The following is a 21,829-nucleotide window of genomic DNA, read 5'->3' on the forward strand; positions in this document are numbered from 1 at the left end:
TGATGAGATGTAAGTTGCCAACTTGCATCTCACCATCGTATCCCTCCTTCCTTCAGTAATTTATGAGGTATTTCATAGTATGTATGAATCATATATGTGATATTTTAAATAAAGTGTGTACCAGCTAATATGAGATGGGGTAGCGGTAGGCATAGAAAGGAATCTCGACTTATGGATACAGCAAAAGATCCATTTCTAGGGAGAAAAATTCGCGGGTATCGCCTGGAAGAGCTGCGTAACCGTGGAAATATGACTGTAACATATCATGCTCGTACGCGTGAACTCTGGCTGGTTCCCGAACTATTCATCACCATTTTTCTCCTTCCTCAAGCGCTTCCACACAGTACGAGGAGGAATTTTCAAACAAGATTTGAACGTGAGGGAGAGCAACTCGTCACATTCCGTCATGCTCATCTCTTCCCGCTCTATGGCTATGGGGTACAAGAGGGCATCTTTTATCACATTCATCCCATGTTTTCAGGTGAGACGCTGGCTCAGCGTTTAAAACAGCAGCGACAGTGGACGCCGCATGAAGTGCTTACGATCCTGAACCCAATCGCGGATCTGCTTGATTTTATTCATGAGCAAGGGCGAGCATATCACTATCTCAATTCTAGCAATGTGCTCCTTCTCAATAAAGCCGATGTTAAACTCATAGATCTGGGTACAATCGCTATGTTGCGCCTCAGAGGGCTTGAAGAGAGCGCTACGCAGACTACCATGTACGAACACCTGAAAAATGTTGCCGGCAATTACCTGAGTCCGCCCGAATATCTTGCGCCAGAGATCGTGCGAGGAGCCGAGGGTGATCCTCGCTCTGATGTCTATTCGCTTGGTGTCATGCTCTTCGAACTGTTGAGTGGGGCTCCGCCTTTTACGGGGAGTAGCTATCTAGAAGTGGCGCGCAAACATATTACTGAGCCTCTCCCGTCATTGCATGAGATCGCGCCAGCTATTCCAGTCGCGCTAGAGCTGGTGGTTAACCATGCACTGCATCGCGATCCAGAACGGCGCTTCCAGACGGCCAGAGAGCTAGTGACGGCCTATACACATGTGCTGAATGAGCGTTTATATACGCCAAAACAAGTGGGAATTGCACAGAGAATCGAAAAGATACGTGAACTGGCGGGTCCTGCCATACCGCCTCCCGTGTCTCTGCCAGCTCCTCAGCCGCAGGAACAAAAGGTTGTTTCATCCAATCTAGGGCAGAGCGCCATTTCTACCGATATGACAGCACCCAAACCGCGTGAGAATAGGTTGACGCGTGCTTCCTTACAACAGCCAGAGAGGGTTGAGCCAGCGTCTCAATCATTTCCTGATGTCGTATCTGATCCAAACGAGACATTCTTACTTGCCTGGCGATCTGAGCCGCAGGGCCCGTCGGTCCCAGGCAGTATTCCCATAAGGAGTCCCAAGCCATGAAGTCAAATATTTTCCGCCTGGAATTACTTCTCGCTGCCATGTTGCCTGTCACCGCAATTTTTATTGTTGGTGTTGTTGGACTGGAACAGCGCGAGAATACAGGTGTCAGCCTTTTTTTAGGCGTGCTTTTTGCCTGTGCCATCGCGGTCTTTTTCGCTGAGATCGCTCTCGTACGCTTTATGCAACGCGCGACGAAAAATCAATATGCGCAGCTAGTAGAGGTCTGCCAGGCGTATATGGCTGGCCAGAGAGAGAGGCGTGCCCCTCTGCTGAGAAACAACGCGCTTTCTCCCCTTGCCCAGACGCTCAATGCCCTTCTCGATAATGTCAATGTCGGTATTCAGCAGGCTCAGTATACTGGTAAAGCGACTAATGATGCCCAGCAACTGGAGCTACAAATTCGCCAGCTTGTGACTGATATCAAGCCTATCATGGATGGGAATTTGCGTGTCCGAGCCAATGTGCCTGCTGGTAGGCTTGGCATGGTTGCGGATATTTGTAACGCGCTTATCGAAGAGCTGGCAAACCTGGCGAAGTGGACGCGCTACTCTTCTGAGCAAGTGATGTCTAAGACACAAAGCCTGCTCTCTAGCTCGGTTGAACTGGCTCAGACCTCCGAGATACAAACCACGCGCTTCTCTGATACTACCGAAACTGTAGAAAAGCTTGTTGCATTCATACAGCGCTTGAGTAGTACTCTTCAGCTCAATGTCGAACTTATCCATGAGATACGAGCGATGCTGTTGAAACGTCCAGAGCTGCAAAAGGGTTCGGGTGAGAGCACGCTGATTGTCAATACGACGCAGTCATTGGAAGATGCGCAACAACAGACGCGCCTGCTGACGCGCATCAATACAGATACCCAGCGGTTGGAAGCCTTGCTCAATGAGCTTCTCGTTTCCGCGCAAGCCAATGCCACCCTGGCAGAATCTATGATCTCCGATCTGTATGCCATCGCGCAACGCATTCATCAATCCAGCGCCTCTATTCTCCAAACTGCCGAGCATATTCACTCCCTGGCGAAACTCGCGCAGCAATGGAACGCCTCTATTGAGAACTTTCAGTTGCCAGAAGAGACCCTGGACTACGCGGTAGTCGGCGAGGATAGTACCGCTCTGCGGGCGCCAGTACCAACGGATGCCCTGGGTCGCCGTGCCGAGTAACATAGAACCGTGTGTCCCCTGGCCAGGCGGTTACCGGGCCAGGGGGAGGATGAACCAGAAGGTTGAACCTTCACCTGGCTGGCTCTCCAGGCCAACCTGGCCTCCCAGCCCTTCGATGATGGTGCGACTGATGTGCAGGCCAATGCCCAGGCCCACGGCGGAACCGCTGCGCACCTCGACATCTGGATCGCGGTAGAAGCGCTCCCATATTTTGCTCTGTTGCTCCTTGGTGATGCCGGGCCCATGGTCGATGACTGCCACACGCACCCTGTCTCTCTCCAGGCCGACGGTTAGTGTGATAGGCTGGCTGGCGTCCGAGTATTTCAGGGCATTTGTAAGGTAGTTCATGATAACCTGGCGCAGGCGGTCCACATCGGCGATGACTGCTATTCTCTGTTTCCCTGGCAGGTTGAGAGTGAATGAACGTTTGGCGTCCATGTCGCGCAGATCTTCGGCACACTCGCGTACGACCTGGGCCAGGTTACAGTTTTCAGGCTGAAGTTCGAGCTGGTCGGCGCGGATACGCGAGACATCCAGCAGGTCGCGAATCATGCGCATCTGGGTATTGATCTGCCGCTCGGTGCGAGTAAGAAAGCTCTGCACGGAGGCAACCAACTCAACCATCTCTTCAGAGAGGAGATTCTGTTGCTTGAGGATGCGCCTGACCTGCCTGCGTGCCAGTTGTACACTGGTCTTGATGGCCGTCATAGGCGTGCGTAGCTCATGGGCCGCGATGCCGATAAAATCATCCATCATGCGCGTGGTTTCCAGGGCGGCAAGCTCACGGGCGCGCGCCTCGGCTCGCTCGCGGACCAGGTACTCGCGCTCGACAAGCAAGGCCGTAAGCTTCCCTACCGCCGAGGCAATGGCTCGCTCTTCCGCAGGCGAGTATTTGCGCCCGCTTCCCTCATAGTCAAGGGAGAGAACGCCGATAAAGCGGTCACCGATGCGAAGTGGTGCGAGGAGTACCGATTGAAGGCCATAGGTGGGCGCCTCTGGCTTGCGGCGCTCGCTCAAGTGAAAATTGATGGCCTGGCCGGCTCCCAATTGGGCGATTTGTTGTGGCGAGAGGTAGTCGTCCAGGCTGACGCCAGAGACATGCTGCCACCAGTGGCTTTCATAATGCGATGGGAATCCATAGATGTCGATGGGTTGAAGTTGCCCTGTCTGGCTATCAAGGGTGACGGCACTGGCAGAGCGATAGCCGAGCAGGTCACAAGCGAGCTTGAGCAGGCGGTGAAAGACATCGCGATTACTCTTGCCAGCCAGTGCCTCGCTTGTGGTGGAGTCTGCGATGCCGACCAGGGCCTCGGCCATGATGAGCATGGAGGCCAGAGCCTCATGTGTGCGCCGCTCTTGCTCGCGGCGTTGTGTCACATCGCGCAGCACGAGGACGCCGCCGATGATGCGCCCATGCTGGCTGCGGATCGGTGTTCCGGTGATGCTGACATGGATTGTACGCTTATCCAGGGTTTGCAGGATAATGTCGGCGGGCTGAGAACTGGAGAGTTCTTCTCCCTGTAGAATACGCCTGAGCGGCCACTGTTCGATGGTAAGCGGATTGCCATATTCGTCGCGCGGTAGCGCCTGGGCGCCACGCTGGGCTGGTGGTAGCGAGGGATAGTCTTCATCAAAGGCGAGCAGTTTCTGGAGCGCCTGGTTAAAGCGGATAATCTTACCATCGGTATCCATGACCGTGATTGCGTCATTGATATTCTCGAAAATTGTTTCTGTCTGGATAAGCAGGCTTTCTACCTGGTGGTGAGCGCGGGTTGCCGCTCGCCTGGCGTGTTGTGTCTGGCTGGTGACCAGGCTTACACTCAGGCCGATGATAGCGAAGAGGCCCAGGCCAAAGATATTTTCAGATTGTGTGAGCGCGAAGGTGTTACTTGTGAGCATAGGCGTGGCATGAGAGTACTGTAGCACAAAGGCGAGCATAAGCGTCCCAACCAGGGTTGCCAGAATGCCTGGGACCGTTCCCCAACCCAGTGAGATGATAACAACCATGAGAATAATGGGAGTCTCAATAAAGTGAAATGAGGGCGCCATGCGCAATATGGAGAAGAGAAAGAGGGTTGCCAGTATAGGCAGGAGCACCGCACAAACATAGCCAACAGCGGCGTGTTGTAGTTGTGGAGGAAAGAATTCGGGTGCAAAGGTATGGAGCTGCAAAAAGCGCCTTATGCGCTGCCCCCTGGTGAGGGGAACCGATGGTGGCAGGGGACGTGAAGGAGAGAGAAACTCATCCGTGTCCGGGTCTGGTTTAGCAAATTTATCGGTTTCTTGCGTCCCCTCATGGATATAATTGCGCGGGTCCATACGCTTTCTCCTTTGTAGGGTCCTGGGGGGATAACATATAATACATGATAGCAGAAAAATTGGGAAGACAGGACCTCTGTTTAGAATACGGAGAAAGATGCTTAACCGTGCCAACCGGGCATTCAGGAAGGACTTCAGAGTAATGAAGCTCGCTACTTGCGTACGTGACTACTTCCGGAAGTAGCCACGTACGCAAGTAGCGAGCCTCATTACACTTATAAAATAGAAAGAAGGAACTTTAACCATGCTGGCTGTAATATTTGAAGTTTTTCCAAAGCTGGAAGAGAAGCAGGAATATCTCGATATCGCTGCTTCTCTTCGTCCATTGCTTAATGAAATCGATGGCTTTATCTCTATAGAGCGTTTCGAGAGCCTTTCGACTCCTGGGAAGATTCTATCGCTCTCATTCTGGAGGGATGAACAGGCGATCCAGGCATGGAGGCAAATGGAAGAGCATCGGGCGGCGCAGTCCAGGGGCAGAGCCGATATATTCAAAGACTACCGGTTGCGTATCGCTGGTGTTGTCAGAGATTATGGTATGTTTGAGCGAGAGCAGGCACCACTCGATAGCCAGGCTTTCCATAGCTAGAGGAACCGTGTATGGTCCGACGCGTGCATTAGCAGCGTCGGACCTGCGTTGCGTTTGTGGTAAGTTGTGACGCGAGCTTGTCCGCGAGGGCTTGAGCGCCCTGGAGATAGGCAGAGAGGTCCTCATCGCCAAGCTGATGCAGGCAGGCGGCGATGGTCTGTCGCCCAATGAGCAAGCGCGCGTAAAGCTCCTCGCCCTGGCTAGTGAGCGCGACCAGGCAGCGACGGCGATCAGCGGGATCTTCGAAACGCCGCGCGAAGCCCGCCTGCACCAGCTTCTCTACCAGGTGACCAGCCGTGGGAATGCCGATCTCCATATGGCGCGCCAGGTGACCAACCTGGAGCGGACTATGATTCGCCAGCAAGAGTAATGTACGCAACTGCGCAAGCGAGAGATCAAGGTCCATCCAGGTCGTTGCCAGGCTGTGCCAGAGCGCCCGGTGAATTTCCAGGTAATAGCGCAGGGCCTCCTCTTCCTGTGTTGCGCGCGGAGGATGGGCTGGCATGTAGGGTCTCCTCCTTCTGTTTTATGGCGTTACGACATGATACTCTTGCAACCAGGCATTGGCCTGAATCAAGTAGTCAAAGAGGAAGTAGGCATTCTCCCCACGCGTCTCCTCATCGGGATGCTCCGCGAGCTGGCGGATAAACTCTACATTGACGAAAGAGTTTACTGGCGCGTTAGCATTATTGAGGATCTCCAGCGTCCAACGGCGCACAGCCTGGGTATAGGCTGGATCGAACGAGGTTGGGTACGCGCTCTTGCGCCGCATACGCACCTCCTCGGGAAGCAGGCCGCTAAAGGCGCGGCGCAGGATACCCTTCTCGATATTATCGACGGTCTTCATCTCCCAGGGAATATTCCAGACATATTGTACCAGGCGATGGTCGCAGAAGGGGACGCGCACCTCCAGGCCCGTTGCCATACTCATGCGGTCCTTGCGGTCCAGCAGCAGGAGCAGGAAGCGCGTCATATTCAGGTAGAAGATCTCACGGATACGGGCGTCGCGTGGCGACTCACCTTCCAGGCGCGGAACCTCGGCCAGGGCCTCCTGGTAGAGGCGCTGCATATGCTCATGTGGATGGAGCTCTTGCGCCAGGGCTGGCGAGAGGAAGGGCGTACCCATATTCATAAACTGGTTATCGCCCCTGGGAGTCATGCGCGCGGCGATCCAGGGAAAAGTCGGCGTATTAAGCACATGCTCCTGGTGGAACCAGGGATAGCCGCCAAAGACCTCGTCGGCCGACTCGCCCGAGAGCGCGACCGTCGCGTTCTGTTTGATGACCTTAAAAAGCAGGTACAGTGAGGTCTCGATCTGCCCCATCTTGGGCCGATCATGGGCGCGCATGGGTACGAGCAGGTTCTCAAGCAGCTCCTCGGTGGAAACCACAACATCATGATGATTGGTCGGTAAGTAACGCGCCACCTGCTCAACATAAGGGCGGTCGATGCTTGGACGAATAGCGTTGCCCTCAAAGTGCTCCTCACTATTGGCATAGTTGATGGCATAGGTATCAAGCACCTTGTGCTCGCTCTGAAATTCGCGCGCCGCCAGCGAGGTCACGCCACTGGAGTCTAGTCCGCCCGAGAGGAGTGTCACCACGGGTACATCGGCGATGAGCTGGCGCTTGACGGTATCCTTCAGAAGCGAGCGAATATACTCGGCGGTCGTCTCCAGGTCATCGGTATGGGGCCTACTGACCAACTGCCAGTAGGGACGAATATGCGTGCGCTCACGCGTGAAGGTTGCGCAGTGGGCGGGGCGTAGTTCATGAATATCGCGGAAGATGCCACCACCAGACATAAAGAGCGAGACAAAGATGGCCTTCATGCCCTCATCATCCAATACAGGCTCGACCAGCGGATGGGCCAGCAGGGCCTTGATCTCTGAGCCAAAGACGATGGCGTTGCCTACCTGAGCGTAGAAGAGCGGTTTTACGCCCAGGTGGTCGCGGGCGATAAAGAGTCGCTGACGCGCCTCGTCCCAGATGGCGAAGGCGAAGATGCCATTAAAGTGATTGACGCACTCCTCGCCCCACTCAACATAGGCATGTAATAAAACCTCAGTATCGGAATGGGTGCGAAAGACATGATCGCGCGCGCGCAGCTCCTCGCGCAACTCGCGGAAGTTATAGAGCTCGCCATTATAAGTCAGGGCATAAGTCTGTTCACCCTGGGTAAAGAGCATAGGTTGCTTGCCGCCAACGGGATCAATAACGATCAGGCGACGGTGCGCCAGGGCGGCGCGGGGAGAGAACCAGTAGCCCTCGCGATCTGGCCCACGCTCCTTTAGCGTGCAGGCCATCTGCTCCAGCACAGGTTGCTGCTGCGAGAGGTCCTGTTCCCAATCGATCCAACCGGTGATACCGCACATAAGAGAAACTCACTTTCCAGGGGGTTTTACCTCTGCTATATGTGTATATCGAAATTACTTTGATACTATAAATATACTTGATGACATCAAGGTATCGAATGGGTAAAGGGGTATCGTGGCAGGCGGGCCTCGCCCGCCTGCCACGATACCCCTTTACCCATTTCGTAACATCTATGCCTTGGGGTTCGCGTAGGCGCGTACGTCAGTAGCGCTCCTTCTTTCGGAGGGAACCTGGAAGGTGTAGGAGTCTCCATGTGAGAGGTAGTGGACGCGCGATGTGAGTTTTGCGCCTTCGACGGCGCGCTTGAAGTCCTCAAGGGGCGACTTGAAGACAGTATAATCATTGTAGTGGATGGGGATGGAGGTCTTGGGATTGATAAGCTTTACGGCTTTTAGCCCCTGCTTCGCGTCCATCGTAACCATCAAGCCCATGACGCGTGTGCCGCCGAGGTGGAAGAGCCCCAGGTCGATATTAGGATAGCGACGAGGAATCTCCGCCAGGTCTTTGATATAGAGGGTATCGCCGCTGATATACATGCGCATCAGTGTCTCGCCGCTGGTTTGCTGGAATTCGAGCATGCTCCCCATGACTGGAGGCAGGAGTTTTGCGAGTGGCCCTGGAGCGTGCTTGCCGGGCATGGCCGTGATCGCGAGCTGTTGCGCGCCACGCTCCCAAACGAAGGTCTCCCAGGTGTTGAGGGGATAGGTGGTTATAAAGCCCTTCTCTGCCAGCGCGCTCGCGGCCTTTGGCGTTGTCACAATGGGCGTGTTCTTGGGAAGCTTGCGCGCCACCAGGCGGTCGAAGTGGTCCTCATGCAGGTGCGAAAGCAGCACAAAGTCCAGGCGTGGCAACTCTTCCAGGTTCAGCGCCGGACAGGTCAGGCGTTTTGCGCGCAGTCCATAACCGAGATGCACATGCCCCCCCCGGTGCAGGAAATTGGGATCGGTCAGGAAGGTAAAGCCAGCGTACTTGACCAGCACCGTCGCTGTACCAACAAAAAAGATCGACCCCTGCTCTAATTGTACGGGCGACTGTGTCGCAGGTAGCACAACGCGATGAACATACGCAATACGCTTCTGATCACTTTCCTTCTTTTTGCTGCTCATAGCTTGTGCTCCTCATTTATAGTTGATGGGAAATACCTGTAAACTGTTGCGGTCCGCTCTTAATTCGGTAGGGACCTTCACGATGAATCGGGGCGCTAGCGCGTCCAAATGCCAACTTTGGTAGGGACCCGCTTTAGCGCGTCCAAATGCCATTAATGGCAGTGTGGCGCAAGCTAAAACCTTGTAGCGGGCAACAGGCATTCCAGCGACCGCATCGTGCTATGGAACGTTTTAGGCTGCGCCTACAAGCGATGAATCGCCTTTGGACGCGCTAAAGCGGGTTCCTGCCGAAAGGAGACTGATGCTTATTATGCTTTACTTGTACTTTATGCATCTTTGGTTTGCGCGCTCTTTGTACATACATGTCACGTCGGGAATGGCGTGCAGCGTTACAAATTACTCCTGAAACCCAACGGTAGCTGCGTACGCAAGTAGCGGGTTCCCCTCGCAGCAGTTATAATATGTAAAGTGAAATGAAAGGATTTGATGATGGCGAGTGATGAGAAGGTGATAAACGACCGCTACGCGCAGCAACTGCTGACCCGCCTCACGGAATGGTCGGACTATAAAGAGCGTATCCAGGCCGAGCATCAGATTATGCCCAGACCAGCGCGGCATGCCAGCGTGGCGGATGAGGTACAGGCCCTGCTCCCTCCCGGTATCACACAGCTCTATATCCACCAGCACGAGGCGCTGACGCGCGCGCTGGATGGCGAGCATGTGACCATCGCCACCGCCACCGCTTCTGGAAAGACCTATGCCATGGCGCTGCCCTCGCGAGTGCGGCGGCATCGCCAGCAGGGTGCGACCCTGTTGTGTATCGCGCCAACGCGGGCCTTGATCCAGCAGTGGCAGGAACGGCTTCAGGCCTGGGATGCGGACCTGCGCGTGGATGTCTACACGGGCGATACGCCTCAGTCCGAGCGCGCCGCCATTCGTACGCGCGCCCAGGCCGTCATCACCACGCCCGATATGTTGCACATGGGGTTGCTGCCCTATCATCGTTCCTGGTCGAGCTTCCTCTCACGCCTGCAAGATGTTATCGTTGATGAGTCGCATATGTACCGGGGCGTCTTTGGCAGCCATGTCGCGCTGATCCTGCGGCGGCTCAAGCGTGTCCTGGCTCTACATGATGCGCAACCTACCTTTATTTTCGGCTCGGCCACCATCGGCAATCCCGAGGATCACGCCATCCAGCTCATCGGTCAGGATGTGAGCGCTATCACCGAGAACGGCGCGCCGTCGGGTGGACGTCTCACCCTGCTCTGGCAGCCGCCCGATGCTCAGAGCTATGTCGAGGAGGCGGCGGGCCTGCTGGCCTTCTTTATCACTCAGGGTGTGCGCTCAATTCTCTTTGGCCAGGCTCGCCAGACGGTCGAGCGTATGGTGCGCTATACCCGTAACAAGCTGCCATCCTATCTACAATCCAAGGTCCTGGCCTATCGCGCGGGCTATACTCCCGAGCAAAGGCGCGAGATCGAGCGCCAGCTGGCCCAGGGGGAGATCCTGGGTATCATCTCGACCAGCGCCTTAGAGGTGGGTATCGATGTGGGAGACCTGGATGTCTCAATCGTCGCGGGCTTCCCTGGGAGTATCTCTAGCTTCTGGCAGCAGGCGGGACGCGCCGGGCGACGTAATCGCAGTGCCTTGAGCATCTTCGTCCTGCGCGAGGACGCCCTCGACCAGTACTTCGCTGCCAATCCATCGATGCTGCTGGATCAGCCTGCCGAGCGTGCCCTGGTCAACATCAACAATCCCTATATCTTTCCGCAGCACCTGCTCTGTGCAGCCTTCGAGCAACCTCTCTCCCTGGCAGATCAGCAGCTCTTTGGCGCGGCCACCGCGCGTACGCTGGAGTTGCTCGTCGAGGAGAAGAGGCTCGTCAGGCGTGGGGACTACTATCACCTGCGCGATCCACGCAAGAGTGTGGCATTTCAGGTCTCGCTGCGCCAGGTGGGCGTGCGCCTCCCCATCATGAGCCTGGGCAGCGGCGGGAAGGAGCGCCTGCTCGAAGAGACCGACATCTATCACGCCATCAGCGAGTGCCATCCAGGAGCCATCTACTACTCCCAGGGAGCCGCCTACGAGGTGCAGCGGCTGGACCTCTCGCAGGGTCGCATCGAGGTCTTACCCAATGAGACCCATTTCTACACGGAACCTATCGTCCAGACGGATGTCGAGATCCTTAAGAGCGAGCAATACCAGCAGCGCCCGCAGCTTGAGTTGTATTCCGGGCAGGTCCTGGTCACACGCGAGGTGCAGGGCTTTAACAGGAAGCATAACCAGTACCGCACCGTTCTTGAGCAGTGCGAGCTGGAGGAGCCGCTCTCCGCGCCCCTGGAGACCAGAGCCCTCTGGATGCTTATCGAAGACGGATTTATCGATGCTCTCATCAAGCGGCGACTCGACCCGGCTGGCTCGCTGCACGCCGTCGAACACGGTATGATCGCGCTGCTCCCGCTCTTCGTCCTAGGTGACCGCCGCGACGTCGGCGGCGTCAGCATCGTGCCATTTCATCCGCAGACGCGCAAGGCCACCATCTTCATCTACGATGGCTATCCCGGCGGCATCGGCTACAGCGAAGAGGCCTACAGGCAGTGGCACGCCCTGGCCCAGGCCACCCTGGACACCCTGCGCAAATGCGAATGTACCAGTGGCTGCTATGCCTGCATCATGTCGCCCAAATGCGGCAACCAGAATCGTCCCCTTGACAAAGCCGGCGCCATCTATCTGCTAGAGCGCCTGCTGGAAGGTGACAAATAAGGATAAGTAGCCGCGTACGCCAGGGCGCAGCCCCAGTAGCCGAGTACGCAAGTAGCGGGCCGCCCGCTACTTGCGTACTCGGCTACTCGTTGATGGCCAGGACGCGGAATGTCTGGCGCTCTACGAGCACATCGATATGTTTGGCGCTGTCTTTGTTTTGAAAGGTGCTGACCAGGGTGGAGATGCCTGCGTGTTCGATCTGGTTGCCTTGATGCCAGGTGATGCGTTTCTGAGCCTTCCAGAAGCGTTGGACCTGGGGGAGATCGAATGTCAGGTGCGAGAGGGTGTTATAGTGCGTGCGCTGGCATTGGGAACAGGCGATGGCGATGCCTGGCTGGTCGCCAATGCCATGATACCTGGCGGGGAGATCTGGAGCCTCTTTTACGGTCAGGATGGCCGGCCCCCCACAAGAGATGCAGATTGGCTCCTGGTCAATGGTCTGCCAGTAATAGCTATAGAGCCACTTAATGAGCTGCGTATATTTTGCTGCGGCGCTACTAATCTTCTGCCACTGGCTTGTTTTGCTGCTGCCGCCAGAGGTTGTGTCACAGCTTCGGCAGCGGAAGAGGCGCTTACTGCTCTGCGCATTTTCACTGAGCACAAGGTGATCATCGCCACACCAGGGACACCACATGCGGGTGACCAGTTCTCCTGGCTGTGTGTCTGGCTGGTAAATGCCATAGCTCGCTAGCTCCTGGTTCAAGTGCGTGGTGAAGACCGAGCGCAGGGCCTGTTTTCCCCGGTAGATGCGCTGTACCAGGGTGGCCTCGCTTACCTGAAACTGCTGCGTCATCTCAGCGTGAGTTGCGCCCTGGATGTAGCGAGCGACTAGCGTTGTGCGGAGTGGCTCTGACAGATGAGCGAGGGCTTCACCCAATAAGGCGCTCAGTTCTGCGCGTTCAAGTTCCATTTCAACGCCATACTTATCGGGTGCCGGGGCTAGATCAACGCTCCACTCTTCTTCTTGTGAATTCATTGTTCCAGGATTAACGGTTATATTGGATGGCTGCATGAGCCGGTGGGCGCGCTCGTGGTGATCCTCGCGCAGCCAGCGCAGACAGACATTGCGTGCGATGGCTGCCAGCCATCTTCTTCTCTGCTCCTGCTGCTCGCCGCCAAGATCATGCAATTTTTTTCGATTGCGCCATGCCTCCAGTAGCGTATCCTGTGCCAGGTCTTCGGCGGCATCCGCGTTCCTTATAATCATGGCGCATTTACGTACTAGCCATGCTCGCTCGCTGGTTAAAAGACTGTCGATACTCTGATTGCTTGCTCCTGCCCGCTGTGTTGGTGGTAGTGCCACGGTCTCCTCGTAGAGGTGTGATAACACGTGTCTCTCCTTGATTCATTATTTTTAGAATCGTCCGCCACATGGCGTACACTACTCTATCGCGAGCATGTGGCAAAACCTGACATACTTTTATGTCTTGTGGTAAGCAAATGTTTTGGCAAACTGATGGAAGTCTATGGCTTGAGGGAAGGGCCAGCGATGGCACTGCTGATCTGGCTCATCCACCTGGCTAGTTGCTCGGGGGACAGGGCTGCTCTTGCTCTAACCACCAGGTGGTCGCGCCAATTCCTGCATAGGCGATACAACTGAGTCTTAGATCGATTGGAGGCGCGTCGGCCTCTGGTTCTGTGGGGGTCTGGGTAGAAAAAGAGCGAAAGCGTTTCTCCGTATTCTGGCGAAAGCGTTGCGTGAAGTGGGGGTCACCTTTCGCGCTGAGCATCACACGATAGAAGTCAGCGTATTGCTGAATATGCTTGAGCAGATTAAGGGGGCCAGGGGAGGTCTGTTCTTGTTTCTCTGCTAATAAGCTCTGGTCTTCGGTTAGTTCATAGATCTCGTTCATATACTGTTCGAGTAAGTCATATTTGTCCAGGTAATGACGGTAAAACGTCGAGCGGTTGACCATGGCTCGTTCCGTAATATCTCGCACTGTGAGCGTAGCAAATCCCTTTTCTACCGTGAGGTCGATGAAGGCTTGCTGGAGCAGTTTGCGAGTGCGGCGGACGCGTAAATCCTCTAGTGCTTCTGGCTTTTGCGTCACTTTCGTCTCCTTTGTCGCATATGCAACATTCTAAGTTTCTTTGCTGATTGACGCATCATTGTATCTCCTGGTAGGCTGTTTATGCAACACTCTGTTGGATAAGCAACGCCTCAATGTTTAGCTTTAGAGAAATTTCTGAAGGAAGTACAGAAGGAAAGTCTAAATGGAAGAGAATACAAAAGTTCGTTTTCTACAGGAACGCATTGGACTATCGGTTGTGCCCGCTGATCCGGCAACGCTTGTCGAAAGGCTTGTTGAGATTGAGGGGGCGGGAGTTGACCACATTTGGGTAGGCGGTCCGCCCTGGAATCCAGATCTGCTCACGACACTGGCGGCGGCGGCGATGCGCACAACGCATCTCAAATTAGGAACTGCCATCGTGCAGGTCTTTTCACGCCATCCTGTATTGTTGGCTCAGCAGGCTTTAAGTCTAAATGCCCTGGCTCCAGATAGGCTGCGGCTAGGTCTTGGTACAAGTTCGCCAGAGTTCGCGAAAAGTGTGTACGGCGTAGAAATGGAGCGGCCTCTCTCCTACCTGCGAGAATATACTCAGGTGTTGCGTTCGCTGCTCTATCAAGGCGAGGCTCATTATCAGGGGCGCTACTTTACGACTGATGCCTCATTGCATGCTTCAGCGCAGCTTCCCTTGCTTATCGCAACGCTTGGACCAGGAGCATTTCGCCTCGCTGGCGAGGTTGCGGATGGTGCTCTCTCCGTTATGTGCCCGCTTCCATACTTGCTTAATACGGCCCTTCCAGCCATGAGAGCAGGGGCGGACGCAGCTGGGCGATCTCGGCCTCCGGTCGTTGCTCATGTGCAGGTAGCCTTTACAAAGGATCGTGCCACCGCTTTGCAGATAGGGCGTCAGGCGATGAGTATTTACCATACGCGCCCGGCCTATCGTAATATGTTTGTTGCGGCAGGTTTCTCGCAACAAGAGATCGATACAGTTTCGGATAGCTTCGTTGAAAGCCTACTGGTCTTTGGCGATGAAAGCAAGATACGAGACCGCTTGCAGGAACTACTTGAGGCAGGAATTGATGAGCTGACCCTTGGTCTTGTTCCGGTCTCTGACGCGAATCAAGAAGAAATCCAACTGGCACGGCTCATCGGCCAATTGTGAGTGTAATGCTTTAGGCGCTGATGCTCAGAGCAACCAGGTATACTTGAGAAGAAATAAGTTCTGCTTTCGAGTACGAAGGCGGTATTAGAGCAGAGGAAGCTAGAAATATGCATTCTCAAGATGGTGAAATTATAAGCTTTGATGCATCGGCAGGTACGCCGAATGGTATTCGTGCCATTCTATGTGACGTTGGTGGTGTGCTTATCCATAAGCGGCGGTCGCCAGAGTTGCAGCGGTGGGAGCCAAGGTTTGCGAGTTCGTCGCTGGGACTGCCGCTCGCCATCTGGCTTTGTGAGTCGAGCCAGCGTGCTATGGTGGGGCAGGCGAGCGTCGAGGATGTCTGGCGCGAGATTCAGCAGACCTATGAGCTGACGGATGCAGAATTGAGCGCCTTCAGAGATGATTTTGAAGGTGGTGACTATGTCGATGACGTGTTTATGCAATTTCTACAGCAGGTGCGCCAGGCCAGGAAGATCGCGCTTTTGAGCAATGCCTGGCCCGACGCCCGGCATAGTTTTGGCAACACCTTCGGCCTGGCAAAGCTCGCTGATATGATGATTCTCTCTTACGAAGAGGGGCTGGTGAAGCCTGATTCACAGTTGTATGCCCTGGCGGCTGAGCGGCTTCAACTGCCTCACGCATCCATCGTATTTATCGACGATTATCCTCCGCACGTCGCCGCCGCGCAAGCCTGTGGCATGCACGGCGTTGTCTTCGAGACACGCAAACAGGCGATTGCCGATTTGCAGGCGTTATTATATAGTTGATGGTGAGCATGCTAGCGCGGCGAAAGGCGTAGAACGCCCTCGTAGACTGGGACGACACTGCCGCCGAAGTCAACGGATAGCGCGTCATCCTGGCGCCGGATATGGACGTGCAGAAAACTCTGGCGTCCCATCTGCGTTCCCTGTTCTACGACCAGCTCTGCCTCATCCTGGCAGGGGACCAAGCCATGCTGGGCGAGGTAGGCGCCGAGGGGACCGGCAGCGCTCCCAGTCGCGGAATCTTCGACGATGCTGCCCTGGTAAGGCTTGAGCATACGCGCGAAGGCGTGAAATCTCCCCTGCTCGTCGGCCTGTGGCTCAGGGGCGAAGATGTATAGCTTGAGCGAGGATACACCCGCGAAACTTGTACGTAGCTGTGCCATATTGACCTCGACCTGCTCCACCAGGGAGCGGCTGCGCAGGGGAATATAGACGAAGGCGTTCCCGGTCGAGATGAGCTGGATGGGAGCCTCTGTGAGGAAATCAGTGGCGCGTAGGCCCAGAGCTTCCGCGATAGCCTCGCGGTTCTCAAAGGAGGCTTGAAAGGTCAGGGGAGGGAGCGTGGTCCAGAGAAATTCGGGAGCAGACGGCTCGCCCGAGAGGCGGACGGTAATAGGTCCCACGCCCTCTTCCAGTACGATCTGCTGTGTGTTCGCCGGAAGAAGATCATTGCTAGCGAGCACAAAAGCAGTGCCGAGCGTGGGATGACCAGCAAAGGGAATCTCGCCAGCGGGCGTAAATATTCTGACCCGGGCATGCGAGCCAGGCTGAGATGGCGGAAAGAGAAAGGTTGTCTCCGAGAAATTCATCTCACGCGTAATGGCAAGCATCTCTTGCTCGGTAAGGCCTGTGCCGTCTAGAAACACGGCTAGCTGGTTGCCGCCAAAGATATGATCGGCAAAGACATCTACCACGCGGAAGTGGTAGGGGCGCGAATTTTTACTGTGCATATATTTATCCATATCGGTATTACTCGTCAGGTGTGAGATTTTCTGGGTTAGTGGCGAAGACGGCTGTGTAGCCGCAGTCGAGGCAGGTGGTAGTGCTTACCTCGGATGTTCTGAGCTTGCCCTTGAACCAGTTACTCCTGCGCTCGGGCTGCTTAATGCGGATGTAGGGCGGGTTAAGCCATTGGTCATCTCCGGCTATTTCAGTTATCGTCTGCACACGTCTCCCGCCACATTCGGGACAGGGCTTAATAGTTTTCATATAGTACTCAATTCTCCTTGTTCTCTAAATATAGTACGTTGCTTTTGGCTCGACATCAAACATGAATAGGATATAAGAGTTATTTCTTCCAGTGTTGTAGGGTTCAAACTAGCTTGGACTTTCTCTGATTTGGGGAAATGGCACATTTTGCATGCTGGAGCGATAATATGTTATGAAGTAATTGTGAAAGAAGTTTAAAGGTTATTGTATGCAAAATAATAAATGGAATGCAGGTATTTGTTTAGGCTTAACCAGGTGGCGTAGAAAATATTCGAGAGGAGCGCTACTGACGTACGCGCCTATGCTGGCGGGCAAATACCTTCCCCGGAAGCATGGGCGTTCCCCAGTGTAGGCGCGTACGTCAGTAGCGCTCTTATCATCCCTTCTTAACGCCGGGTCAACTTACGGGCGATTAGGTTGCCGAGTAGCTGAATACCCTGCACGAGGATGACAAGCAGGACGACGGTAATGATCATAACATCGGTCTCAAAGCGCTCGTAGCCATAGCGGATGGCGAGGTCGCCCAGGCCGCCCGCGCCGACCGCGCCCGCGATGGCCGAGTAGCCAAGCAGGCTGATGATGGTAATCGTGATGCCGAGGATGATTGAGGGGAGCGCCTCAGGAATAAGCACCTTGCGCACGATCTGCCAGCTGGTGCAGCCCATGGACTTTGCCGCCTCAATGATGCCAGAATCTACCTCGCGCAACGAGGTCTCAGCGACACGCCCGAAGAAAGGGATCGCCGCGACGGTCAGCGGCACAATCGCCGCGTCGGTGCCAATGCTGGTGCCAACGATGAAGCGCGTGATAGGCATAATTGCCACTAGCAGAATAATAAAGGGTAGTGAACGGCCAATGTTTACGATGATGCCGAGGACCTGGTGCAGTACGCGCATAGGGAAGAGTCCATCGCGGTCCGTGCCCACCAGGAGCACGCCTAGCGGCAGACCAACCAGGATGGTAAAGAGAGTTGAGACCAGGACCATGCGCAGGGTATCCAGGGTTGCCTGCCAGAGGTCGGGGATTATCGCCATATCCATTAGTTATGCACCTCCACATGTAGTCCCAGCTCGCGTAGATAGGCCAGCGCGGGCGCGACCTGCTCGCCAGAAAACTCAGCCTGGAGCTGGCCGATGCGCTCCTCGCCAAAGGCTTCGATATTGCCACTGAGAATATTTACGTCAAGCATGAAACGGCGCGCCAGCGTTGAGAAGACCGGCTCGCTGGCGCTATCGCCCGCGAAGGTTATTGTGACCAGGGTGGCGCCGGGCTGGACACTATAGTTTTGAGGGCGAGGGAAGAGCGCCTGGGCAAGACGCGAGGAGGGCAGGGCCGCGAGCTGGCTTACGCGTCCCTGCTCAACTATAGCTCCGTCTTCGAGGATCGCCACCTGGTGACAGATCTGCTTGACCACATTCATCTCGTGCGTGATGAGGAGGATTGTCAGGCCCATGCGCTTGTTCAGGTCGCGCAGGAGATCGAGAATGGCGTGTGTGGTTTGGGGATCAAGGGCCGAGGTGGCTTCATCCGAGAGCAGAATATCGGGCGAGTTAGCCAATGAGCGCGCGATGCCTACGCGCTGCTTCTGCCCGCCCGAGAGCTGCGCGGGATAGGTATTGGCCTTATCCTCAAGGCCGACTAGTGAGAGTAGTTCAAGTACACGCGCCTGGCGCTTTGTCTTGCTCAGGCCCATGAGCTCTAGAGGAAAGGCCACATTGTCCGCGACCGTGCGTGAGCTGAGGAGATTAAACTGCTGGAAGATCATACCGATGCGCTGGCGGGCCTTGCGCAGCTCGCCGCCGGAGAGGGCTGTAATCTCCTGCCCATTCACGAGAATTCTGCCTGAGGTCGGGCGCTCCAGGAGGTTCACGCAACGGATCAATGTGCTCTTGCCCGCGCCACTCTGTCCTAGCACGCCAAAGATCTCGCCTTTTGGCACCTCCAGATTTACATTCTTAAGAGCTACGACCTCATTCGGAGCGCGCCCATAGATCTTGCGTACATGTTCAATTGTAATCATCTTCTATCCAGACCCTTCAATCTAGAGACCTCTTGCTATTTCATGGCTTGCGGTATAGAGAATGTGATGGCAGGCTGGCTCTGCCAGCCTGCCATCACATTCTCTATACCGCTGTTTTGCTTAGAACGCGGGGATAACTGAACCCTGATACTTGTCCTCGATGAATTTCTTCACCTCGGGAGAATTAAGCAACTTTGCCAGCTTTTTCACGGCAGCATAGTTCTCATGGCCCTTCAATACCGTGAGGACGTTCGCGTAGGGGTTATTGGTGGCCTTTTCGAGGGCCAGCGCGTCCTTGTTGGGCTTCAGGCCAACAGTAAGGGCATAGTTGCCGTTGATGACCGAAAGGGTCGTATCGTCGAGCGAGCGTGGGAGTTGGGCCGCGTCCAGCTCTTTAATTTGCAGGTTTTTTGGATTGCTGGCAATGTCATGCACAGTAGCGCTCGTGCCGACATTTCCCTTTAAGGTGATCAGGCCATTCTGGGCCAGCAGTTGCAGGGCGCGCCCGCCATTGGTGACATCGTTGGGGATGGCCACAACGGCCTGGGCTGACACCTCATTGAGCGACTTAATCTTGTGAGAGTAGATGCCCAGTGGCTCGATGTGAACCTTCGTCACCGCGACCATATCGATGCCATGCTCCTTACCAAACTCCTGCATATAGGGCACATGCTGGAAGAAGTTGGCATCGATGGAACCATCTTTAAGCGCTGTATTGGGCTGCACATAGTCATTAAACTGCACAATATTCAGCTTCAAGCCCTCTTTAGCGGCGAGATTATCTTTAATATATTGCAGAATTTCTGCGTGTGGAACAGGGGATGCCCCAACGGTAATCGTATCGGAATTAGCGTCCGCACCGCTATTGGCGCCACAGGCCGCCAGGAGTGAGAGTAGAAAGACACTCAGGAATAAAATGGATAGCTTTTTAAAGAAACGCATAGCAAAACAATCCCTTCCAAAACCACAGAATATCTTATGGCTGATCATTTTCCCCAAGCATAAGCAGCGGCCTGCCTGGACAAACAGGGAGTAGTGGTTTATGCTGTATATCCCAGCCAACAGCGCCTACTTGCTTGTTACATATAAATATAACAATGTTGATCTATAATGTCAACATCATGGCCTGTAAAATGCAGGCTCCCTTAAAATTCATCGACTCTTACACCCTGCCCTACAGCGCTGCTAAAGCAAAGGCCATAAGTGGCCCCGAGGTTTCTCGGGGCCGCTTATGGCCTTTGCTTATACCATTTGCTTACAGTGGAGAAACTAGGCAGTCACTTCCAGGCCCAGGCCGGCGGCGACGCGCTGGCCGTATTCGGGATCGGCGCGGTAGAAATGCTTCACTTGGCGCTCGACGATTTCCTTGTTCTTGACGTTGCGCATATGGCCAACCAGGTTATTGACCAGGTGGGTCTTCTCTTCCTCGCTCATCAAGCGATAGAGCGCGCCCGGCTGCGCGAAGTCATCATCCGTCAGCTCATAGGCGAAGCGCTCAGCGTTGCCGCTGAAGGCGTCCTGGTGATCGCCGCGATAGAACTCGGGGGCTGCATTAGGACCACCAAAGCTGTTGGGCTGATAGTTGGGGGTCGCGCCACCATTGCCATCGAAGCGCATGGAGCCGTCGCGGCGATAGTTGTTGATCTCAACCTGGGGACGGTTAATGGGCAGGTGCGCGTAGTTGGTGCCGACGCGATAGCGATGGGCATCTGGATAGGCGAAGATGCGGCCCTGGAGCATCTTGTCAGGCGAGAAGCCGATGCCGGGAACGATGTTCGTCGGCGCGAAGGCGGCCTGCTCGACCTCGGCGAAGTAGTTCTCCGGGTTGCGGTTAAGCACCAGGCGACCAATCGGGATCAGTGGATAGTCGCTATGCAGCCAGACCTTGGTTACATCGAAGGGATCGAAGCGGTACTTCGCCGCCTCTTCCATGGGCATGATCTGTACAGAACAGGTCCAGGCGGCCTCTTTCCCGCTCTCGATATGCTCGAAGAGGTCCAGGGTCGCGAAATCAGGATTGATGCCCGCCATGGCCGTAGCCTCTTCGTTAGTCCAGTTCTCAATGCCGGCCTCGGTCTTGAAGTGATACTTGACCCAGACCGCTTTGCCCTCGGCATTGATCCACTTGAAGGTATGGGAGCCAAAGCCATCCATATGACGGTAGGTCTTGGGCGTGCCACGGCTGGAGAAGAGGATCGTGATCTGGTGCAGGGCTTCTGGCGTCAGCGAGACGAAATCCCAGAAGGCATCGGGATCCTTGGCGTTGGTCTGTGGATTGCGCTTCTGTGTGTGAATAAAGTCAGGGAATTTGATGGCGTCGCGCAGGAAGAAGACGGGCGTATTGTTACCAACGAGATCGTAGTTGCCCTCTTCAGTATAGAACTTAATGGCGAAGCCGCGTGGATCGCGGGCGCTATCCGCCGAGCCCTTCTCACCACCAACTGTGGAGAAGCGCACAAAGGCAGGCGTCTGTTTGCCAACGGTATTGAGGAACGCGGCCTTTGTGTACTGGCTAACGTCGTGCGTGACCTCGAAATAACCATGCGCGCCCGCGCCCTTGGCATGGACGATGCGCTCAGGAATGCGCTCGCGATTGAAATGCGCCAGCTTCTCAACGAGATGAAAATCTTCTAACAGCGTGGGGCCAGGATAGCCCACGGTAAGTGAATTGGTGTTATCTGGAGCGGGAATACCGAAATCAGTCGTAAGAAAACGCTTATCTTGTTCCGTCATGTCTCTGCGGACACCTTTCCAAACTGGCCATGTGTGGAACATGACCAACTAAGCTTATTAGCTGTGCCGGAGGGTCCGGCCTGCTAGCCATGAAAATGCAATCGTGAATGCCGCTTCACAGCGGTTAGTTTCGCTCGCACGATTGAATAGCATACAATTGAAATGTATGATATGATAATAGCATGGCAGTAT

The 21,829-nt window shown here is 55.0% G+C and carries 18 protein-coding genes; 6 read left to right on the top strand and 12 right to left on the bottom strand.

Annotation, left to right across the window (positions count from 1 at the left end; genetic code table 11):
• The first annotated feature begins 171 nt into the window (after positions 1 to 171).
• A complete protein-coding gene (locus JMJ04_RS27710; protein WP_201373646.1) occupies positions 172 to 1,422 on the top strand; it encodes a serine/threonine protein kinase in 1,251 nt (416 codons plus the stop codon).
• Positions 1,419 to 2,585 (top strand): methyl-accepting chemotaxis protein, encoded by a 1,167-nt coding sequence (locus tag JMJ04_RS27715; protein ID WP_201373647.1) that lies wholly within the window; start codon positions 1,419 to 1,421, stop codon positions 2,583 to 2,585. Before JMJ04_RS27710 ends, JMJ04_RS27715 begins: the two co-directional genes overlap by 4 nt.
• Before the next feature lie 30 nt (positions 2,586 to 2,615).
• Here the strand turns inward: JMJ04_RS27715 and JMJ04_RS27720 are convergent, their stop codons facing one another.
• Positions 2,616 to 4,904, bottom strand: coding sequence for a sensor histidine kinase (locus tag JMJ04_RS27720; protein ID WP_201373648.1), 2,289 nt, complete (start codon positions 4,902 to 4,904; stop codon positions 2,616 to 2,618).
• Positions 4,905 to 5,148: 244 nt separating this feature from the next.
• On the opposite strand from JMJ04_RS27720, the gene JMJ04_RS27725 reads away from it, so the two are divergent.
• Positions 5,149 to 5,493 carry an antibiotic biosynthesis monooxygenase family protein gene (locus JMJ04_RS27725; RefSeq protein WP_201373649.1) on the top strand — a complete coding sequence of 115 codons (345 nt, stop codon included), beginning with the start codon at positions 5,149 to 5,151 and terminating at the stop codon, positions 5,491 to 5,493.
• 28 nt (positions 5,494 to 5,521) lie between these two features.
• On the opposite strand, the gene JMJ04_RS27730 is transcribed toward JMJ04_RS27725, so the two are convergent.
• From JMJ04_RS27730 to JMJ04_RS27740, 3 genes are all read right to left on the bottom strand, one after another.
• Positions 5,522 to 5,998 carry a MarR family winged helix-turn-helix transcriptional regulator gene (locus JMJ04_RS27730; RefSeq protein ID WP_201373650.1) on the bottom strand — a complete coding sequence of 159 codons (477 nt, stop codon included), beginning with the start codon at positions 5,996 to 5,998 and terminating at the stop codon, positions 5,522 to 5,524.
• A 21-nt stretch (positions 5,999 to 6,019) separates the two neighbouring features.
• Complete coding sequence (gene asnB, locus JMJ04_RS27735) at positions 6,020 to 7,867, bottom strand: asparagine synthase (glutamine-hydrolyzing) (protein ID WP_201373651.1); 1,848 nt, start codon at positions 7,865 to 7,867, stop codon at positions 6,020 to 6,022.
• A 171-nt stretch (positions 7,868 to 8,038) separates the two neighbouring features.
• Positions 8,039 to 8,974 (bottom strand): MBL fold metallo-hydrolase, encoded by a 936-nt coding sequence (locus JMJ04_RS27740; RefSeq protein ID WP_201373652.1) that lies wholly within the window; start codon positions 8,972 to 8,974, stop codon positions 8,039 to 8,041.
• Positions 8,975 to 9,460: 486 nt separating this feature from the next.
• Here JMJ04_RS27740 and JMJ04_RS27745 point away from each other — a divergent pair, with 486 nt between their 5' ends.
• Positions 9,461 to 11,737 (top strand): DEAD/DEAH box helicase, encoded by a 2,277-nt coding sequence (locus tag JMJ04_RS27745; RefSeq protein WP_201373653.1) that lies wholly within the window; start codon positions 9,461 to 9,463, stop codon positions 11,735 to 11,737.
• Positions 11,738 to 11,819: 82 nt separating this feature from the next.
• On the opposite strand, the gene JMJ04_RS27750 is transcribed toward JMJ04_RS27745, so the two are convergent.
• Both JMJ04_RS27750 and JMJ04_RS27755 read right to left on the bottom strand, forming a co-directional pair.
• Complete coding sequence (locus tag JMJ04_RS27750; RefSeq protein WP_201373654.1) at positions 11,820 to 13,067, bottom strand: RNA polymerase sigma factor; 1,248 nt, start codon at positions 13,065 to 13,067, stop codon at positions 11,820 to 11,822.
• Positions 13,068 to 13,257: 190 nt separating this feature from the next.
• Positions 13,258 to 13,788: a TetR/AcrR family transcriptional regulator gene (locus JMJ04_RS27755; RefSeq protein ID WP_201373655.1), complete on the bottom strand. Its 531-nt coding sequence runs from the start codon at positions 13,786 to 13,788 to the stop codon at positions 13,258 to 13,260.
• A gap of 163 nt (positions 13,789 to 13,951) precedes the next feature.
• On the opposite strand from JMJ04_RS27755, the gene JMJ04_RS27760 reads away from it, so the two are divergent.
• Complete coding sequence (locus tag JMJ04_RS27760) at positions 13,952 to 14,911, top strand: LLM class flavin-dependent oxidoreductase (protein ID WP_201373656.1); 960 nt, start codon at positions 13,952 to 13,954, stop codon at positions 14,909 to 14,911.
• A 107-nt stretch (positions 14,912 to 15,018) separates the two neighbouring features.
• Entirely contained in the window at positions 15,019 to 15,678 is a 660-nt protein-coding gene (locus tag JMJ04_RS27765; protein ID WP_201373657.1) for an HAD-IA family hydrolase, read from the top strand.
• Positions 15,679 to 15,689: 11 nt separating this feature from the next.
• Here JMJ04_RS27765 and JMJ04_RS27770 read toward each other — a convergent pair whose 3' ends face one another.
• The 6 genes from JMJ04_RS27770 to JMJ04_RS27795 form a co-directional block, all read right to left on the bottom strand.
• Positions 15,690 to 16,625, bottom strand: a complete 936-nt coding sequence (locus JMJ04_RS27770; protein WP_201373658.1) for a PhzF family phenazine biosynthesis protein — start codon at positions 16,623 to 16,625, stop codon at positions 15,690 to 15,692.
• Between the two features lie 19 nt (positions 16,626 to 16,644).
• A complete protein-coding gene (locus JMJ04_RS27775; protein ID WP_201373659.1) occupies positions 16,645 to 16,884 on the bottom strand; it encodes a hypothetical protein in 240 nt (79 codons plus the stop codon).
• Between the two features lie 386 nt (positions 16,885 to 17,270).
• On the bottom strand, positions 17,271 to 17,924 hold the full coding sequence (locus tag JMJ04_RS27780; protein WP_201373660.1) for a methionine ABC transporter permease: 654 nt from the start codon (positions 17,922 to 17,924) through the stop codon (positions 17,271 to 17,273).
• Positions 17,924 to 18,904, bottom strand: a complete 981-nt coding sequence (locus tag JMJ04_RS27785; RefSeq protein WP_201373661.1) for a methionine ABC transporter ATP-binding protein — start codon at positions 18,902 to 18,904, stop codon at positions 17,924 to 17,926. Before JMJ04_RS27785 ends, JMJ04_RS27780 begins: the two co-directional genes overlap by 1 nt.
• 120 nt (positions 18,905 to 19,024) lie before the next feature.
• The gene (locus tag JMJ04_RS27790) at positions 19,025 to 19,846 is read right to left on the bottom strand and encodes a MetQ/NlpA family ABC transporter substrate-binding protein (protein WP_201373662.1); all 822 of its coding nucleotides are present in this window, start codon (positions 19,844 to 19,846) and stop codon (positions 19,025 to 19,027) included.
• Between the two features lie 327 nt (positions 19,847 to 20,173).
• Positions 20,174 to 21,637 (bottom strand): catalase, encoded by a 1,464-nt coding sequence (locus JMJ04_RS27795; protein ID WP_201373663.1) that lies wholly within the window; start codon positions 21,635 to 21,637, stop codon positions 20,174 to 20,176.
• Positions 21,638 to 21,829 lie beyond the last annotated feature (192 nt).

Source organism: Ktedonobacter robiniae, assembly GCF_016587375.1.
Taxonomy (GTDB): Bacteria; Chloroflexota; Ktedonobacteria; order Ktedonobacterales; family Ktedonobacteraceae; genus Ktedonobacter; species Ktedonobacter robiniae.